Annotated in this window: 12 protein-coding genes and 1 pseudogene; 7 read left to right on the top strand and 6 right to left on the bottom strand. The window is 63.4% G+C overall.

All coding sequences use genetic code 11. The features are described 5' to 3' along the window. Positions 1-80 precede the first annotated feature (80 nt). The 3 genes from HT578_RS08550 to HT578_RS08540 are packed head-to-tail and all read left to right on the top strand — an operon-like array spanning position 81 to position 3,685. Entirely contained in the window at positions 81-1,655 is a 1,575-nt protein-coding gene (locus HT578_RS08550; protein ID WP_239026563.1) for a toll/interleukin-1 receptor domain-containing protein, read from the top strand. A 51-nt stretch (positions 1,656-1,706) separates the two neighbouring features. After that, positions 1,707-2,183, top strand: coding sequence for a nucleotide synthetase (locus tag HT578_RS08545; RefSeq protein ID WP_213503657.1), 477 nt, complete (start codon positions 1,707-1,709; stop codon positions 2,181-2,183). A 29-nt stretch (positions 2,184-2,212) separates the two neighbouring features. Further along, on the top strand, positions 2,213-3,685 hold the full coding sequence (locus tag HT578_RS08540) for a TRAFs-binding domain-containing protein (protein WP_213503656.1): 1,473 nt from the start codon (positions 2,213-2,215) through the stop codon (positions 3,683-3,685). 28 nt (positions 3,686-3,713) lie between these two features. On the opposite strand, the gene HT578_RS08535 is transcribed toward HT578_RS08540, so the two are convergent. Beyond that, on the bottom strand, positions 3,714-4,367 hold the full coding sequence (locus HT578_RS08535) for a Crp/Fnr family transcriptional regulator (protein WP_213503655.1): 654 nt from the start codon (positions 4,365-4,367) through the stop codon (positions 3,714-3,716). Positions 4,368-5,008: 641 nt separating this feature from the next. Here HT578_RS08535 and HT578_RS08530 point away from each other — a divergent pair. From HT578_RS08530 to HT578_RS08520, 3 genes are read left to right on the top strand one after another with little or no spacing between them, the layout of a single operon-like run. Then, positions 5,009-5,767, top strand: a complete 759-nt coding sequence (locus HT578_RS08530; protein WP_213503654.1) for a reverse transcriptase domain-containing protein — start codon at positions 5,009-5,011, stop codon at positions 5,765-5,767. Continuing rightward, positions 5,764-5,994, top strand: coding sequence for a hypothetical protein (locus HT578_RS22560; RefSeq protein WP_213504211.1), 231 nt, complete (start codon positions 5,764-5,766; stop codon positions 5,992-5,994). The genes HT578_RS08530 and HT578_RS22560 overlap by 4 nt, the downstream gene beginning before the upstream one ends. Positions 5,995-6,008: 14 nt before the next feature. Continuing rightward, entirely contained in the window at positions 6,009-6,467 is a 459-nt protein-coding gene (locus tag HT578_RS08520) for a group II intron maturase-specific domain-containing protein (protein ID WP_213501431.1), read from the top strand. A gap of 265 nt (positions 6,468-6,732) precedes the next feature. Here HT578_RS08520 and HT578_RS08515 read toward each other — a convergent pair. From HT578_RS08515 to HT578_RS08495, 5 genes and pseudogenes are all read right to left on the bottom strand, one after another. Further along, positions 6,733-8,020: pseudogene (locus HT578_RS08515) on the bottom strand (UDP-glucose dehydrogenase family protein). 814 nt (positions 8,021-8,834) lie between these two features. Further along, positions 8,835-9,428 (bottom strand): NUDIX domain-containing protein, encoded by a 594-nt coding sequence (locus tag HT578_RS08510; RefSeq protein WP_213503653.1) that lies wholly within the window; start codon positions 9,426-9,428, stop codon positions 8,835-8,837. A 93-nt stretch (positions 9,429-9,521) separates the two neighbouring features. Beyond that, entirely contained in the window at positions 9,522-10,664 is a 1,143-nt protein-coding gene (gene gmd, locus HT578_RS08505; protein ID WP_213503652.1) for a GDP-mannose 4,6-dehydratase, read from the bottom strand. A gap of 256 nt (positions 10,665-10,920) precedes the next feature. Then, positions 10,921-11,934, bottom strand: a complete 1,014-nt coding sequence (gene galE / locus HT578_RS08500; RefSeq protein WP_213503651.1) for a UDP-glucose 4-epimerase GalE — start codon at positions 11,932-11,934, stop codon at positions 10,921-10,923. A gap of 127 nt (positions 11,935-12,061) precedes the next feature. Then, positions 12,062-12,697 carry a polysaccharide biosynthesis/export family protein gene (locus HT578_RS08495; protein ID WP_213503650.1) on the bottom strand — a complete coding sequence of 212 codons (636 nt, stop codon included), beginning with the start codon at positions 12,695-12,697 and terminating at the stop codon, positions 12,062-12,064. 482 nt (positions 12,698-13,179) lie between these two features. On the opposite strand from HT578_RS08495, the gene HT578_RS08490 reads away from it, so the two are divergent. Further along, complete coding sequence (locus HT578_RS08490; protein WP_213503649.1) at positions 13,180-15,654, top strand: hypothetical protein; 2,475 nt, start codon at positions 13,180-13,182, stop codon at positions 15,652-15,654. The last annotated feature ends 40 nt before the right edge of the window (positions 15,655-15,694 follow it).

Genomic DNA, 15,694 nt, shown 5'->3' with positions numbered 1-15,694 from the left:
TAGGCCGGGAGCGGGTCGGCGGTGGTTGAGGGTCGCTTGCGATGAATGCACCAGAGGCTGGTAACGCGCAGGAGGGGGGCGTGGAGGCGTCCGGCCGGCACTACCACGCCTTCATCAGCTACAGCCATGCCGACGAAGTGGCCGCGGGCAACCTGCACCGCTGGCTGGAAGGCTATCGTATCCCCGCGCGTCTGGTGGGTACCCGCACCGAGCGCGGGACGGTCGGCTCTCGCATTTCCCCGATCTTTCGCGACCGGGCCGAACTGCCCGCGGCGAGCTGCCTTGATTCCGAGGTCGAACGTGCGCTCGCGCACTCCGGGGCACTGCTCGTGCTGTGCTCGCCCGAGGCCGCCAGCTCGCGCTGGGTCAACGCCGAGATCGGGCTGTTTCGTCGGCTCCATCCCGACCGCCCGCTGATTGCGGCCTTGCTGCGCGGCGAACCGGCCGAGAGTTTTCCCCCCGCGCTGGTCATGCCGGGGCCCGACGGCACCCCGCGCGAGCCGAACGCGGCCGATTTCCGGCGCGACAAGGACGGGCGGCACCTTGCGCGCCTCAAGATCGTGGCAGGCCTCACCGGCCTCGGCCTCGATCACATTATCCAGCGCGACGCGCAGCGTCAGATGCGACGCGTGATCGGGATCACGGCTTTGGCCATCTGTCTTGCTTTAGCAATGGCGTTGATGCTGGTGTTCGCGATCCGCGCACAACGCGAAGCGGACGAGCAACGCCGGCAGGCCGAGGGACTGATCGAATTCATGCTGACGGATCTGCGGGACAAGTTGAAGGGGGTTGGCCGCCTCGACGTTCTGCAGACGGTCAACGAGCGGGCACTGGGCTATTACGCGGAGCAATCCGACCTTGCCAACCTGCCCGCCGATTCGCTCGAGCGGCGCGCGCGCATCCTCCACGCCATGGGCGAGGACGATCACCGGCGCGGCGACGTGGCGGGTGCCCAGGCCAAGTTCGAGGAAGCTTCGCGCGTGACCGCCGCGCTCCTTGCCGCCGCTCCCCAGGATCCCGAACGGATCTACGCGCAGGCGCAAAGCGAGTTCTGGCTCGGCTACGTGGTCTTCATGGGCTTCCATCCACGCGAAGCCCTGCCGCATTTCCGTGCCTATCGCGCGCTAGCCGGCAAGCTGGTCCGGATCGCGCCGAAGAATCCCGACTACCGCCACGAACTGGGTTATGCGCAGGGCAATCTATGCTCGGTCGGACTGGACGAGCGTGGCGACCCGGCCTTGCTGCCCGAATGCAAGGCCGCGCTCGAGACGATGCTCCAGGTCAGCCGCATGGAGCCGGGCAACCGCGCCATCGAGGCCGACCTTGCCAACCGCCATGCCTGGTACGGCGATGCCTTGCACAAGCAGGGTGACGACCGCGCGGCGCTCGTCGAACGCGAGAAGCAGCTTGCGATCGCGCAGGACTTGCGTGCCTTCGACCCTAAGAACGCGACCTACCGGGTCAGTTGGCTGCTTGCGCAGCATTCGACCTCGCTCTTGCGCTACGCGCTGGGGGACAGGGGCGAGGCGCAGCGCATGCGGGCCGAGGCCCGCGCCGAACTGGCAAGGCTCGTGGCATCGGACCCCGAAAACAACGATTGGAAACTTTGGCAGAAACGTCTGGCGGAACCGTGGCCGAAGGACATGGTGCACTAAAATGGAGAGTGTCCCCTGAAGGAGGGGACGAGAGATAGAGAGAACCTTCCAATGTCTACGATCAATTACACCCAGTTTGGGCTTTCGCCCCGTTTCGACCTTGGTCTCGATGAAGTGAACGCCTGTTCGGTCGTCTACGAAGTGTCGCTGAGCGTGGTGGACGGCCAGATCGTCCTGACCCATGTCGATGCCAAGACCGGCCAGGACTACATTGCGGTTACCGAGAACTGCTACATCACCGTCACGCTGCTGGGCGACCAGCTCTACTTGTCCAAGGCCTACGACGCGATCACCACCAAGGAGGAGCTGTCCTCCTACTACGGCGGGCTGGTCTACGAGGACTACAACGAGAAACTCGACCGCTACAAGACCGTGCGCTTCCAGGCGCTGTTCAACGATGGCGGCAAGTACGGCACGGTGCACCCCTTCAACATCAACGTCGATCTGCTGCAGAAGGCGGCCGATGGCACGGTGAGCTGGACGGGCCTGTCGATCGACCCGGACATCCAGAACCCGCCGCCGCGCTAAGTCTGAGCGCAGGACACGGAAGCTTGACCATGAACATCTCCGTCTTCGCCCGGATTCGACAGATCGCCCGCGCGGGCGACACGGTGCGGGCATGGCAGATGTTCGAGAGCGCCGGACTCGGGGCGCAGGACAGCCCCGAGTCCCTTGCGCTCAAGGGGCGCCTGCTCAAGGATCGCGCCCTGCGACTCGAGGGAGAGGCCCGTATCGCGATGGCGCGTGCGGCCTCGGCCGCATATCGTGCCAGCGCGGGGTCCCGACGCGCGACCTACCCGCTGATAAACGCCGCCACGATCGCTTATCTGTGTGGCGACGTCGCGCAGGCGCGGGCGGATGCCCGGCACATTCTGGCCATTCTCGAAAGCGGGGATCACGAACCCGAAACCTCGTACTGGCTTCATGCGACACTTGCCGAGGCGCGCCTCCTTCTGGGCGACAAGGCAGGGTGTCGCGCAGCGCTGCTCGATGCGCTGGAGGTCGCTCCCGAAGCCTGGGAGGACCGGGCGGCGACGATCCGGCAATTGCGCGAGATATTGCTGGCGACGGGAGAGGGGCCGGAACTGCTCGAGGGGCTTTCGCCTCCTCCCAGCCTCTACTTCAGCGGCATCATGGATCTGGGCGAGGCGCAAGAGATCGTTCTGCACCAGGTCGAGGATCTGTTCATCCGAGAACGGCCCGGCGCGGCATTCGGCGCCCTGGCGGCCGGCACCGACATTCTCGTCGCAGAAATGGCCCTGGCACACGAGGTCCAGTTGCATGTCGTGTTGCCGGGCACGCTCGAGCAGTTCCGCGCGGTGTCGGTCGAACCTTTCGGCTCGCACTGGGGCGCACGTTTCGATCGACTCGTCGCCGAGGCGCACAGTGTTTTCGAACTGCCTGGCCAGGCCGTGTTGAGCCAGGCCGGCATTGGCCAGGCGTGCGAGATCGCGATGGGGCTTGCACTGCGTCGGGCCGAACAACTGGCCAGCGAAGCGCTTGCGCTCCACGTCGGGCGCGAAGGCGACGGCGCCGCGCATGGCTATGAGAAATGGCGCGAGCGCGGGTTGCCGGTCTTCGAGATCCGCCGTGATTGGCCCGGTCGCGACGAGGGCAGGGCCCTCACGTCGGGCCGGATGCAGGCGATCCTGGCGAGCCCGTCGAAGTTCGCGCTGGCACCGGACTGTCCCTGCGAAATCGGCGAACTCGACGAAGGGGTGTTCGTCGCTGTCTTCGAAGATGTACGGGCTGCCCTTGGTCACGCCCGGCGTACGCTGGCGGATGCGCCCAAGAGCCGGCTCGGCCTCGTCTGGATGGCCGCGACGCAGCCGGGGCCGTGCGCGCAAGCCGCCCAGCTTGCCGCCTGCCTGGTACAGGCGGCGGACGAGAGCGAGATATGCGCACCTTGGCCTGAACTGGCCGGCCTCGAGCTGCTTGAGCCCGGGACACGCTTCGAAGTCGCGGGTGAGATCGTCACGCCCCTGGGAGACATCCCGATCGCCCGTTTCACGCCGATGGGCGTGGGGTGACGCGCTGGCCGCGAGAGAGCTCTGCGGATCAGTAGATAAGTTCGGCGATCATGCGCGGCGACTGGATGACCATCCGGGTCTCGTCGCGCGACACGATGCCGCGCCGGATCAACTCGTTGATCGCGCGTGATGCGGTCTCGCGCGTGGTGTTGGCGGCAAGGGCCAGGTTGGTGACCTTGGGCGGCGGGGCAATCACACTCGAGGAGTCCGCCAGCGCCATCAGTTCGGCATAGACGCGGCCCGCTGCGGTGTAGGTCGTGCGCATGACCATGCGGTCGAGCGCCCGATCGAGCTGGCGGGCGAGGAGCCGCGCCATTCCCGAGGCCAATTGCACATCGGCTTCGATCATTTCCGCAAGTCGGGGAGAGTCGGCGCCGAGCAGGACCGAGCGGTTCGCTGCGCTGATTTCGGCGCGTCCGATGCTTTCCTCGGGGTAGCTTCCCAGAAATTCGCCGGGGCCGTAGTGGGACAATTGCTGCAATTGCCCGTCGAGCCCGATCGTGTCGACGCGTATCGCCCCCTCGATCACGATCCAGCATTGCCGGCAGGGCATGCCCTGGCTGGCGAGGACCTGACGGCTGGCGACCTTGCGGGTTGAGAAGACGGGAAGCAGGAGGCGGGCCGAATCCGCGCCGCAGCGAAAAATCGCGCAGATGGCGTCGATCTTCTCGTCCTCCGTCACCACGTTCCGCCTTTGATCCGCCCGCATTTGTCAGGCTGCACCCTTGATGGAATGTGCGTGAAATATCCAGATAATTCAATTGTTGCTCATGTGGATGAGCAGAGCGTGATCTATGTCACGCGATCCGCGCAAGAATCGAGCTAAGATCTCGCTGCGACCCGAAGGTGGCTCTGTTAGAGCAACCTTTTTACCTGGCCCGGAAGTCTAATGGCTTTCGGGCCATTTTTGTGTGCCGGGCACGGCGTTGATGCAGGAGGTGTAAGTCCTTTGCAGGCCTGCTGGTGGGAACTGCTAGCTGAAGGCAACTGCGTCGCCGCGAGGCGGGGTGGGGAGGAAGCCGGAGGCAAAGCTCGGAGCTGACGAACAGGAATCGGATAGAAGGCCGGTGCGGCGGGATAACCCAGCAATGGATGGGGATGTCCGATAGCCAGACAGACGCGCGCATTGGTAAATCCGGCAGCGACCGAGTGAAGGATCAACGTCTTACCCCGGGAGATCTCCTGGCCTCTCCGGACGATCCGGAGAACAGCGGCAGTGATGTTGCTGGATGGGCCCGGAGAAGTCAGCAGCGGTCATAGTAGCGGGCGCAAGCCGGCGAAGGACCAAATTCGGTACCCAAGGAGCAAGACTGGGCACATTCGATGGGTGTGGAGCGGCAGCAAGGTAGCGGGAAGCAGCAGGACTTCTTCGATGAAGCCCTGAAGGCATCGCTTGGCCACGACGTCACCGGCAAAGGCGGAACTGGCGCTGGGACGATCGAGGAGCGGCAATCACCCACGGCATGGGCCGAGCCCCTCGCCTTGACGCGTTACGTGATGGAGGAGGTGGCCAGCTCGGCCAACCTGAACCAAGCCTACAAGCGGGTGAAAGCGAACAAGGGGGCGCCGGGCGTGGACGGGATGACCGTCCCCGACCTGCGTGACTGGATTGCAGGAAACCGTGAGAGGCTGATCGCCTCGTTACTCGACGGTACTTACCGTCCAAGCCCGTGCGCGGAGTTGAAATTCCCAAACCCGGCGGGAAAGGAGTGCGCCAGCTGGGCATTCCGACGGCTGTCGACCGGCTGGTACAACAGGCGATACTGCAAGTCCTCGGATCCCGTCCTTGATCCGACATTCTCGGCATCGAGTTTTGTTCCGCCCGGACGCGGCGCACACGATGCGCTGCGTCAGGCCCGGGACTATGTGCGGGACGGCTATGCGATCGTCGTAGACCTCGACCTGGAGAAATTCTTTGATCGGGTGAACCACGACATCGTCATGGCCCGTCTGGCCCGGCACATCGCCGACCCACGCCTGCTCGTCATCATCCGCCGGTTTCTACAGGCCGGGATGCTGTCGGGTGGTGTGCACGTCGAACGGCAGGAGGGGACCCCGCAAGGCGGCCTCTCTCGCCGCTGATCGCTAACCTCATTCTGGATGACCTCGACAAGGAGCTCGAACGCCGGGGCCACCGGTTCTGCCGCTACGCCGACGACTGTAACATCTATGTACGGTCACAGGCAGCGGGGGAGCGCGTCATGGCTTCGGTTACCGCCTTGCTGGAAGGCAAGCTCCGACCCGCGTCAATCAGGCCAAGAGCGCGGTTGCACACGTCCGGGAACGTACCTTCCTCGGCCACCGTCTGACAGCGGGAGGCTTTTTGAGCATAGCGAACAAAAGTCTCACGCGGCTGAAGGAGCGGCTCAGGGCGATTACGCGCCGCAACCGAGGCATCAGCCTCGCGGCGATGATCGCACAGACCAATGCCTTCACTACAGGGTGGGTCACCTACTACCGACACGCCCGGGCTCAGACGGTTTTGCGCGAGATCGACAGCTGGCTCCGGCGCAAGCTTCGCTGCGTCCGGCTCAAACAGTGCAAGCGCACCATGACGATCGCCACTTTCTTAAGGGAAAACGGCGTCCCAGAATGGCAGGCTTGGATCTTCGCGCTCTCGGGAAAGGGCTGGTGGCGCCTGTCGGGCAGCCCTCAGGCCGCCCACGGCATGCCCAACGCATGGTTCGATCAGGCAGGTCTCTCAAGCCTCGCTCTCCAACATGCCGCCTTAAACCGTACCGGAAACCGCCGTGATACGCAGTACGTACGTCCGGTGGTGTGAGAGGGGGGCGCCGTGAGGCGCCCCCCTACTCGATTATGCGCATTTGGTGTGGCGAGAAGGTGTGCGCGGGCGTGATGACGCGTGGCGATCGGGTGTCTGCCCTTTCGGCAGGGGTCTGATGTTCGAGGAGAGGCCGCGCGGCTGGTGTCACGGGGCCCGCCAAGGACCCCACGCCAGCCTGCTTGGGTCGAATTGAGAGGGCGACGAAGGTCCCGGCCTCGGCCCCGCGCCGTGCCGCAATGGCAGGCGTGGGCCGAGGAGGCGATTAGTTGCGTCCGACCGAAACGTAGGTGAAGCCCGCCTTGCGGATGTCTTCGGGATTGTAGATGTTGCGCAGGTCCACCAGCACGGGGTTGTTGGCCAGTTCCTGCACACGCTTCAGGTCGAGCGCACGGAACGCATCCCATTCGGTCACGATGACGATCGCATCGGCACCGCTGATGGCGGCGTAGGGATCTGTCGTCATTTCGACGAAGGGCATGAGCGGGCGGGCCTGCTCCATGCCTTCGGGATCGTAGGCTGTGGTCGTGACGCCAGCGTCCTGGAGGGTCTGCGCGATCGCGATCGCGGGCGAATCACGCATGTCGTCGGTGTTCGGCTTGAACGTCAGGCCGAGCAGGGCGACCCGCTTGCCGCGCGCCATGTCCAGGCCGCCGAGCGCTTCGATGACCTTGCGCCCCATCGCACGCTTGCGCAGATCGTTGACCTTGACGACGGCCTCGACGATGCGAACCGGGCTTTCGTAGTCCTCGGAAGTCTTGAGGAGGGCGAGAGTGTCCTTGGGGAAGCACGATCCGCCATAGCCGGGGCCGGCGTGGAGGAATTTCGAGCCGATGCGCTTGTCGAGCCCGATGCCGCGCGCGACGTCCTGGACGTTGCCGCCCACCTTTTCGCACAAGTCCGCCATCTCGTTGATGAAGGTGATCTTCACCGCCAGGAAGGCGTTCGCCGCGTACTTGGTCAGCTCCGAAGAACGGCGGCTGACGAAGAGCAGCGGGGATTCGTTCAGGAACAGTGGGCGGTAGACCTCGCGCATGACGTCCTGCCCGAATTCGTCTTCCGCGCCGATGATGATGCGGTCGGGACGCTTGAAGTCGCCGATCGCCGCGCCTTCGCGCAGGAACTCGGGATTGGAGACGACCGAGAAGCGGTGTGCCGGATTGCAGGCAGCGAGAATGCGCTCGACTTCGTCGCCCGTGCCGACCGGGACGGTCGACTTGGTGACGATCACCGCATCGTTTGCCAGGTTCTCGCCGACTTCCTGGGCGACGGCGTAGACGTAAGTGAGGTCAGCGTGACCATCGCCGCGCCGCGATGGCGTCCCCACCGCGAATGCCTTCGGGAAGGTCGGTGGTGAATGAGAGGCGACCCTGTTCGACGTTGCGTTGGACAAGCGCGTCGAGGCCGGGTTCGTAGATCGGCATGATGCCCTGGTGCAGGCGATCGATCTTGCCCTGGTCCTTGTCGATACAGACCACGTCATGACCGAAATCTGCAAAACAAGCACCGGACACCAGGCCGACATAGCCCGATCCTACCATAGCAATCTTCATTGTGCCCTCGTCAATTGGGAAGCGCGGCACTCCATAGACCCATGGTCATGAATGTCCACTTTCCAGCTCATACTGCGTGGTAGGTCCGGAAGCAGCCGACGAAGTGCGGTACGCCGTTGGTGATCGAAGTCGTCGGAAGGTATCCTGTGTCGCGTGTATGTGCGGTGATGTCGGCGTACGTGGCGGGGACATCGCCCGGCGGCATCGGCAGGCAGTTGCATTGGGCCTTGATGCCGCGGCGTCTTCGAGAACCGCGATCAGGTGCATGAGGTTTTCGGAGCGGTTGCTGCCTATGTTGTAGAGAGCATGCGTCTTCACGCTGCCACCCGGTTTGGGCAGCCCGTCGTCGTCGGGAGGCCGCTCGAGGCAGGCCAGCACGGCCGCGACGATATCGTCGATGAAGGAGAAGTCGCGGCCCGTCTCGCCGTGTTTGTAGGCGTCGATCAGGCGTCCGGCCGAACATGCGCTTGGCAAACTTCCACATGGTCATGACCGGGTGACCCGATGGGCCGTAGACGGTGACGAAGCGCACACGGGCCTGCGCCCCGAGATGGACGATCGATGGGGTCGTTGCCTCTGCGAGAGCTTGGCCGCGTTGCATGAGGGCATTGGCCAGGGCGGCTCCGATGAAGCCGGCGACACCGGTTACTAGAATGGCGGCTTCTGCTTTCATACGGCTCGTCGCGTTTAGAAATATAAGGCATGGATTGGATTTACGGGGCGTGCATCGTTTCTTTTCAGAATTTGCGGTAGTACCATCGGGCTGGCAAGATTTATTTAGTCGCGCGCAGGCAGAAGAGGCGCGAATTCGGCCTCAGGCCGTGGGACTCCAGAATTCGGGATGGCGCAACATCAAGGCTTGGGCCGCGACGAGCGTCTTGGCGTCGGGCAGCAGGCCTTCGGCAACGAGAGTTTGCAAGTGCGCGAAGGGAACTTCGGCAACGGTGATGTGCTCATCTTCGTCTTCGGCCCCACCGCCTTGGGATATCCGATCAGCCAAGGTGTAGGGCGCCAGATACAACTGTACCCGCTCGGTAGAGACGGGAGGTATCGGCCAGATGTTTGCAATCGGCTCAAGTTTTCCAAGGATGAGCCCGGCCTCCTCGAGTGCCTCCTTGCGTATACAGGTTTCGGGCGTGTCGCCGTCGAGATTGCCGGCAATGCATTCGAACAGGGGCGGTTCGCGGGCATCGATGACCGCAGCGCGTGGCTGCTGGATGAGGAGGATGCAGCGACGTTCGACGTCGTAGGGCAGAACAGCCGCAGCGGATCCGTTGTGGAGCAGGTGGCGCTCGACTGCCTTGCCATCGGGCATCTTGAGACTAAGTCGCTCGAAGCGATACCAGCCGTCGTACAGCAATTCCCGAGCAATGATCTCGGGGGACGTGGTGGTGGCAGTCGAGGTCATGCAGAACTTCTTTCCGCCATGCGGTAATCGTCCTTATAGACGAAAAGAGGGGCGACAAGCGCCCCTCTTGAGATCGTTTCGAAGTGCGTCGGGTCAGCCCTCAAGGCTGACGGGCACAGCCAAGCCGTGTTCCTTGAGCAGCGCATGGCGACGGGCCGACTTGTGGTCTTCCGCGACCATTTCTGCGCACATTTCCTGGGCCGTGATCTGAGGCGTCCAGCCGAGCAACTCCTTAGCCTTGCTCGGATCCCCGAGCAGGGTGTCGACTTCGGCCGGGCGGAAGTAGCGCGGGTCAATCCGCATCACGACGTCGCCGACGGCCAGCGCCGGAGCCAGATCGCCTTCGATCGCGGCTACCGTGGCGATCTCATCGACGCCGGTGCCGGTGAATTCGAGCGTCACGCCCAATTCTTTGGCCGCCCAGGTGATGAACTCACGCACCGAGTACTGCACCCCGGTCGCAATCACGAAATCACGGGCCTCTTCCTGCTGCAGCATCATCCACTGCATGCGCACGTAGTCCTTGGCGTGACCCCAGTCGCGCAGTGAATCGATGTTGCCCATGTACAAGCAGGGCTCCAGACCGAGTGCGATGTTGGACAGGCCGCGGGTGATCTTGCGAGTCACGAAGGTCTCGCCGCGACGCGGGGACTCGTGGTTGAACAGAATCCCGTTGCAGGCGTACATGCCATAAGCCTCGCGGTAGTTCACCGCGATCCAGTAGGCGTACATCTTGGCAACCGCGTAAGGCGAACGCGGATGGAAGGGGGTCGTTTCCTTCTGGGGAATTTCCTGCACGAGACCATAGAGTTCGGAGGTCGAAGCCTGGTAGAAACGGGTCTTCTTCTCGAGGCCGAGGAAGCGGATGGCTTCCAGAATGCGCAGGGTCCCGACAGCGTCGACGTCGGCGGTGTATTCTGGCGCTTCGAAACTCACGGCGACGTGCGACTGGGCTCCGAGATTGTAGACCTCGTCGGGCTCGATGTCGCGGATGAGCCGGGTCAGGTTCGACGTGTCGGACAAGTCACCGTAATGCAGCTTGAGCTGCTGGCCGTGCGCGTGCGGGTCTTCGTAGATATGGTCGATACGGCTCGTATTGAAAAGCGACGTGCGCCGCTTGATGCCGTGGACTTCGTATCCTTTTTCCAGCAAAAATTCAGCAAGATAAGAGCCGTCCTGCCCTGTGATGCCCGTGATTAGGGCCCTCTTTCGGCTACTTCCAGTGTTGCTGCTCATCTCACCGCTCTTTGACGTTGTCTGAAGCTGTTGCATAGTGGACTTCTGATTTTGCTGCAATGCAAAATCAAAAATTGTGCAGATACTTGTCGCGTGCGCGGTGCAGTTGGCCGATCAATCGCGAAGGACGTCCAATTGGGCGTCGTGACTGCCGTCGGGCAGCGCCGGCGACACGGATGAAGTGTGGCCGGTTGGCTGCGCTGCCTGGGGGAAGGCTCGGTCGAAATCGCGGCCGTCAAGGCGCGATATGGAGCGATCAGTCTTCCGATTTTGCCCGCATTGTCGTCAATTTGCGTTCCCACGCAAGCGCGTGCTCCACGATCACCGGCAAATCGTCGTACCTGGGTTCCCAAGGCAGGATGGACTTGATCCTCGAATTGTCCGAGACCAGAGCTGCGGGGTCGCCGGCGCGGCGTTCCTCCATCCGTCGATCGATTTTGCGATTGGTGACGCGGTCGACGGCGTCCAGGACTTCGAGGACCGAAAAACCCCGGCCATAGCCGCAGTTCAGGGTCAGCGAACGAGTTGGCTGCTCGATCAGAGCCTCGAGCGCAAGGAGATGCGCGGCGGCGAGGTCCGACACGTGAATGTAGTCGCGCACACCAGTCCCGTCGGGAGTGTCGAAGTCCGTGCCGAAGACGCCGACATGGTCGCGCTTTCCGAGAGCAGCTTCCACCGCGACCTTGATGAGGTGCGTAGCCCCTGCGGTGGACTGGCCCGTACGGCAGAGCGGATCCGCCCCGGCGACATTGAAGTAGCGTAGTGCGCCAAAGTTGAGCGGATGCGCTTTGCTGACGTCGGCGAGCATGCGCTCGCTCATCAACTTCGACATGCCGTAGGGATTGATGGGCTCCTTCGGGCACTCCTCGTCGATCGGCGATACTTCGGGTACACCATAAGTCGCGGCGGTCGAGCTGAAGATGAAGTGGGGAATCTCGGCCCTCACCGCCGCCTCGAGCAGGGCCTGGGTCTTGACTGTGTTATTGCGGTAATACTTCAGAGGATCGGTAACGGATTCGGGGACGATGATGGACCCTGCGAAATGCATGATCGCCTTGCAGCCCTGTTCCGCAAAGATTTGCGCCAGCAGGTCCTGATCCCCGATATCTCCTTCGTAGAAATTCACGCCCTCGGGAATGGCGAAGCGAAAGCCCGTCGAGAGGTTGTCGATCACGGTCACTGGCCAGCCAGCATCGGTGAGCGCGAGCACGGCATGGCTGCCAATGAAGCCGGCACCCCCAGTGACAAGAACGGGAATCGGTGTGGTCATTGGCCTTCGCAATCCTTTCCTCTAGGTCATGTCACCCGTTGCGCACGTGTCGGCGGACTGGCGGGCGGGGATGTCGTCCGGTGCAATCTCGTTGCCGGGCTTGTGCGTGCCGCGGCTGGGGTGGTTCCTATCGCTTCAGGAGATAGAAGAGGCCGTTGAAGGCCGGGGCGGCCTTGAGGACATTCTCGAGTGCCTCGCGCTTGCCCGAGCGCCCGACGACGACGATGTCGTTGTTCATGATGATAGGATCCGGGGCGGCACCACCGCGAATGTCGCGCAAGTCGAAACGGGCGGCCATCTTCTGGCCGTTGAGGTCACGCAACACGACCACTTCCTCCAGCTTGGCGATCGTGGAGGTACTTCCGGCGCGCGCGATGGCGGAAAGCAGCGTGAAGTTGTTCGACATCTCGTAGACGCCGGGATCCTTCACTTCACCTTCCACGGACACGTACCGCGGAGCGGCCTCGGCGATGGCAAGCGTGACTTGCGGATTGACGAGGTAGCGTTGGCTCAACTTGTGCGCAATTTCGCTGCCCACCTCGACCGCGTCGCGTCCTGCGGCCTGAATTTGCCCGGCGAAAGGCACCTGGATGGCGCCGGCGGTGTCGACCCGCAACTTGGGATTGCTGATTTCCTCCTCGCCGAACACGCGAAGGTCCAGAACGTCTTCCGGCTGGATCAGGTACTGGGTCGGAGCGGGTACGCCTGCCGCTGGAATGAGTTCATATGCGGCGGGGCCCGATGCGAGGCCTTCGCTGTTCATGTTACCGGCGCAACCGCTAAGGGCAACTGATGACAGAACGAGGGCGGTCATCGCAAATTTCTGGAAATCAGGCACGAATTCGTGTCTCCTCAAACATGCTCGCGCATGTGTATACCCACTTTAGGCGTGCGGTATCGACATGACAACACCGGGCGGGGCTCGATGTGCCATTGCATACCCGTGCAAATCAACCCCGCAAATGCTGCGATGCGAAAGTAACCGTGGGCCTGCGCATCGTTACAAGGCAAGGCGAGCTTTGGAGGCGATGGAAAGTGTGCGGCCGCTGCGCCCGAGTTCGGCTCACGGGGCTGGTCTACGGCGATATTGGGCTGATCTGCCTCTGTTTTTGATCCTGTCGCCGGACCATTTCGCCGCGATTACGTTGCATTGTTCATCTGCGGTTGAAACTTCGGCGTCGAAAATGCGTTGCGCAGCAGACCAGCGGTGAAACCGCCGAGGTCGCAGAATACAGGATGACGCCCTTGCCCGAGCCCGAAATTCATGAGCACGAAGCCGACGGCATGCCGTCCACGATCGCGAAGGCTGACGGGCCGGGAGGAGGGCTCGGGCGGCGCTCGTTCCTGATCGGGCTGGGCGTCGGAGGGGGCTCCGCAGGTCTGCTGATTGCCGGGGGCAGCTTGTCGGCACAGGCTCCGGCCGGCGCGGACGTGGCGGCTGATGGTGACGCAGCCACGGACGGCGTGGTCACATTGTACGTCCGCAAGCAGAAGCGCGAGGGGCAGCGCATGCCCGGGCGGACAATCGCGGCGCGCGGTTCGTGGAACGATGCAAGCACCCGGCCAGGCAAGGTTGCTCTTGGCGGTGACGATGAGGCGCGCGATGTCCTCGTTGGTACCGCCGTCGATGCTGCAAACCTCCAGGCCCAGCTGGATGCCAAGGGTGGCAAGACCGTTGTCATTCCGCCTGCTACCAATATCGATCTAGGGAACACGCTGTCCTATGCGCAGGCCGGAAGTCTCAACTCGACGTGGATCAAGGGAGCCGGTGCGCGCTTTTCGAGCCGGATCACATTCACGCCGTCGGCGCCGCAGCCCGACATGGCCAGGTTCGGCAACGGGCGGTTCGGCCAGTTCCAGACCGGCTTCAGTGATCTGCAACTCGACGGTGCCGATAAAGTCACGCGTTCGGTGGTGTTCTTCGACAAGACCAACTTTTCTCGCTTCGAGAACGTCTGGATCCAGGGTACCAACGGGAAGATCGGCTTTCTTGGGCGCCCCGGTGCGGAGGGAGCCTTCTTCCAGGAAGTAAGCTTCCGCAACTTCACGGTCATGCCCGAACAGGAGAAGCAAAAGCGCGCGGGGTGTGGTGTCGACATCGACGCGACCGGCAACATCGACTTCTGGCATTCGAACGTCGAATTCGCGGACGTGGGCTTGCGCCTGTATGGGGCTGGTTCGACGGCATCGCTGACCTGGATTGGCGGTCGGATGGAGCGCATTTCCGGTTATTGCTTCGAACTCGAGCAGTGTCAGGCGCTGATCCAGTGTGAGGCCGCCACCGGAGCGCTGTGGCTCGGCGGCGGGGTGACGAATAGCCGCATAGCCTTGACGGGTGCCAATTCCGGCTTCCCGGGGGCCTCGACGGCGATTGTCGACAACGGACTTGCCAATGAAGTGACGCGCGGCCTCGCCTTGCCGCAGGGCGGCGGTGAAAAGGCGGGGCGCGTGGGCAACCCGGGGCACGTACAGCGCGGTGACGAATGGCTGCGTGTGCCCGACATCAACGTCTTTCCATTGTTCGAGGACGGCGCCGAGCCCTGGTCCGTCCAGGGGGGCGCGCTCTCCACATCCGGCAATCCGCTCTCTTTCTTCGCGCGCGAGGGCGCACAATCGCTGGTCTGGCGCGACGCCGGGCGTGGAAGTGCGCTCGAGCGCGGGTTCGTCACGAGCGCCGGCACGCGCGATTATCTGGTCGTGGTGGCGGCGTCCTTCACGTTGGCCGGCAACGGTCGCTTCGCATTGGTGCTGCGATCGGACAAGGGGCAGGAACTCGCGCGGCAGGTGATTTCCGGTTATGTCGAAGGTGCTGACAAGCCAAACAAGACGATGATGAAAGTCGTCAAGCTTGGGGTCAGCGACTACGCGGGGCCGCGTCTCGTGGTGCGGCTGGAGGCCCTTTCGGACACGGCCGAAGTCGCCTTGCACTGCTGTATGGTCAAGCCGTCGCTGATGCGCCATTCCGCGGCGATTGCGGGCTCGACCCGAGGTGGCGGCGGCGGTTTCACGGGCGTACAATCGGTGGGATTGACACCGCGGGGCGTCCCGATCGCGCCCGCGATGCCTGCGACGGGAGCCGGCGGAATGATTTTTCGTTGCAGTCTTGGCAATGGCCCCTCGCCGGTCCCTTCGTTCCTAGGGTTGTTCGGGACCATGCGGGATCCGCAGACGCGGGCGATGTTGGCTCTTGGGCGTGATCCGCAAGCCCGCGAATACACGATGTACGTTCCCTCCATCGTTCCCGATGCTCCCGCAGCGCAGCTTTTTGCCGGAGGGCAGTCCGCCGGCCGGGTCGAGGTCGCCCAGCGCGGTCTCTACCCGGTCTATTCGCAAGCGGCGAAGGTTCCCGCCCACGCCAGTCTGCAAGGGCAACTGGCGCCAGGAGCGCGCACCGTGGTGAGCGCCAGCGGGCAGGGGCCGCGTCAGTTGCTTTCAGGGCGGATCGAACTCCAGGCGACCGATGACGTCCCAGCCGGCTGGGCACTGGAACTGCGTAGCCGTCTCGGCAACGATCGACAGGTCCTGTTCCGCGAGCAAAGCGATGGCAAGGGCTGGTCGCGTGGCCAGCGCCACACTTTCGATCTGGCCCGGGCGCTGGAGGGGAATTGCCGGTTGCTGGCGAATGAGGAAGAGCTTGAACTCGTTCTCGGCGGCGAGGGCGGAGCTCGCCCCGTGGCATTCGAGGTCAGCGCTTCGCTCACCCTCGTGCAGTACGCCTGAGGATGTGCGCATTCGATACGCGGTGAAGGCCGGGTCTGGC

It is taken from the genome of Novosphingobium decolorationis (assembly GCF_018417475.1).
In the GTDB taxonomy this organism is placed as follows: Bacteria; Pseudomonadota; Alphaproteobacteria; order Sphingomonadales; family Sphingomonadaceae; genus Novosphingobium; species Novosphingobium decolorationis.
The sequence above is the reverse complement of the archived record's forward strand: the minus strand, read 5'-3'. Positions and strand labels throughout refer to the sequence as shown.

What these genes read in the sequence shown, in the direction of transcription:
- HT578_RS08545 (WP_213503657.1), top strand. Translation starts at nt 1,707, where the DNA reads ATGTCTACGATCAATTACACCCAGTTTGGGCTTTCGCCCCGTTTCGAC.
- HT578_RS08540 (WP_213503656.1), top strand. Translation starts at nt 2,213, where the DNA reads ATGAACATCTCCGTCTTCGCCCGGATTCGACAGATCGCCCGCGCGGGC.
- HT578_RS08530 (WP_213503654.1), top strand. Translation starts at nt 5,009, where the DNA reads ATGGGTGTGGAGCGGCAGCAAGGTAGCGGGAAGCAGCAGGACTTCTTC.
- HT578_RS08510 (WP_213503653.1), bottom strand. Translation starts at nt 9,428, where the DNA reads ATGACCTCGACTGCCACCACCACGTCCCCCGAGATCATTGCTCGGGAA.
- gmd (WP_213503652.1), bottom strand. Translation starts at nt 10,664, where the DNA reads ATGAGCAGCAACACTGGAAGTAGCCGAAAGAGGGCCCTAATCACGGGC.
- galE (WP_213503651.1), bottom strand. Translation starts at nt 11,934, where the DNA reads ATGACCACACCGATTCCCGTTCTTGTCACTGGGGGTGCCGGCTTCATT.
- HT578_RS08495 (WP_213503650.1), bottom strand. Translation starts at nt 12,697, where the DNA reads ATGAACAGCGAAGGCCTCGCATCGGGCCCCGCCGCATATGAACTCATT.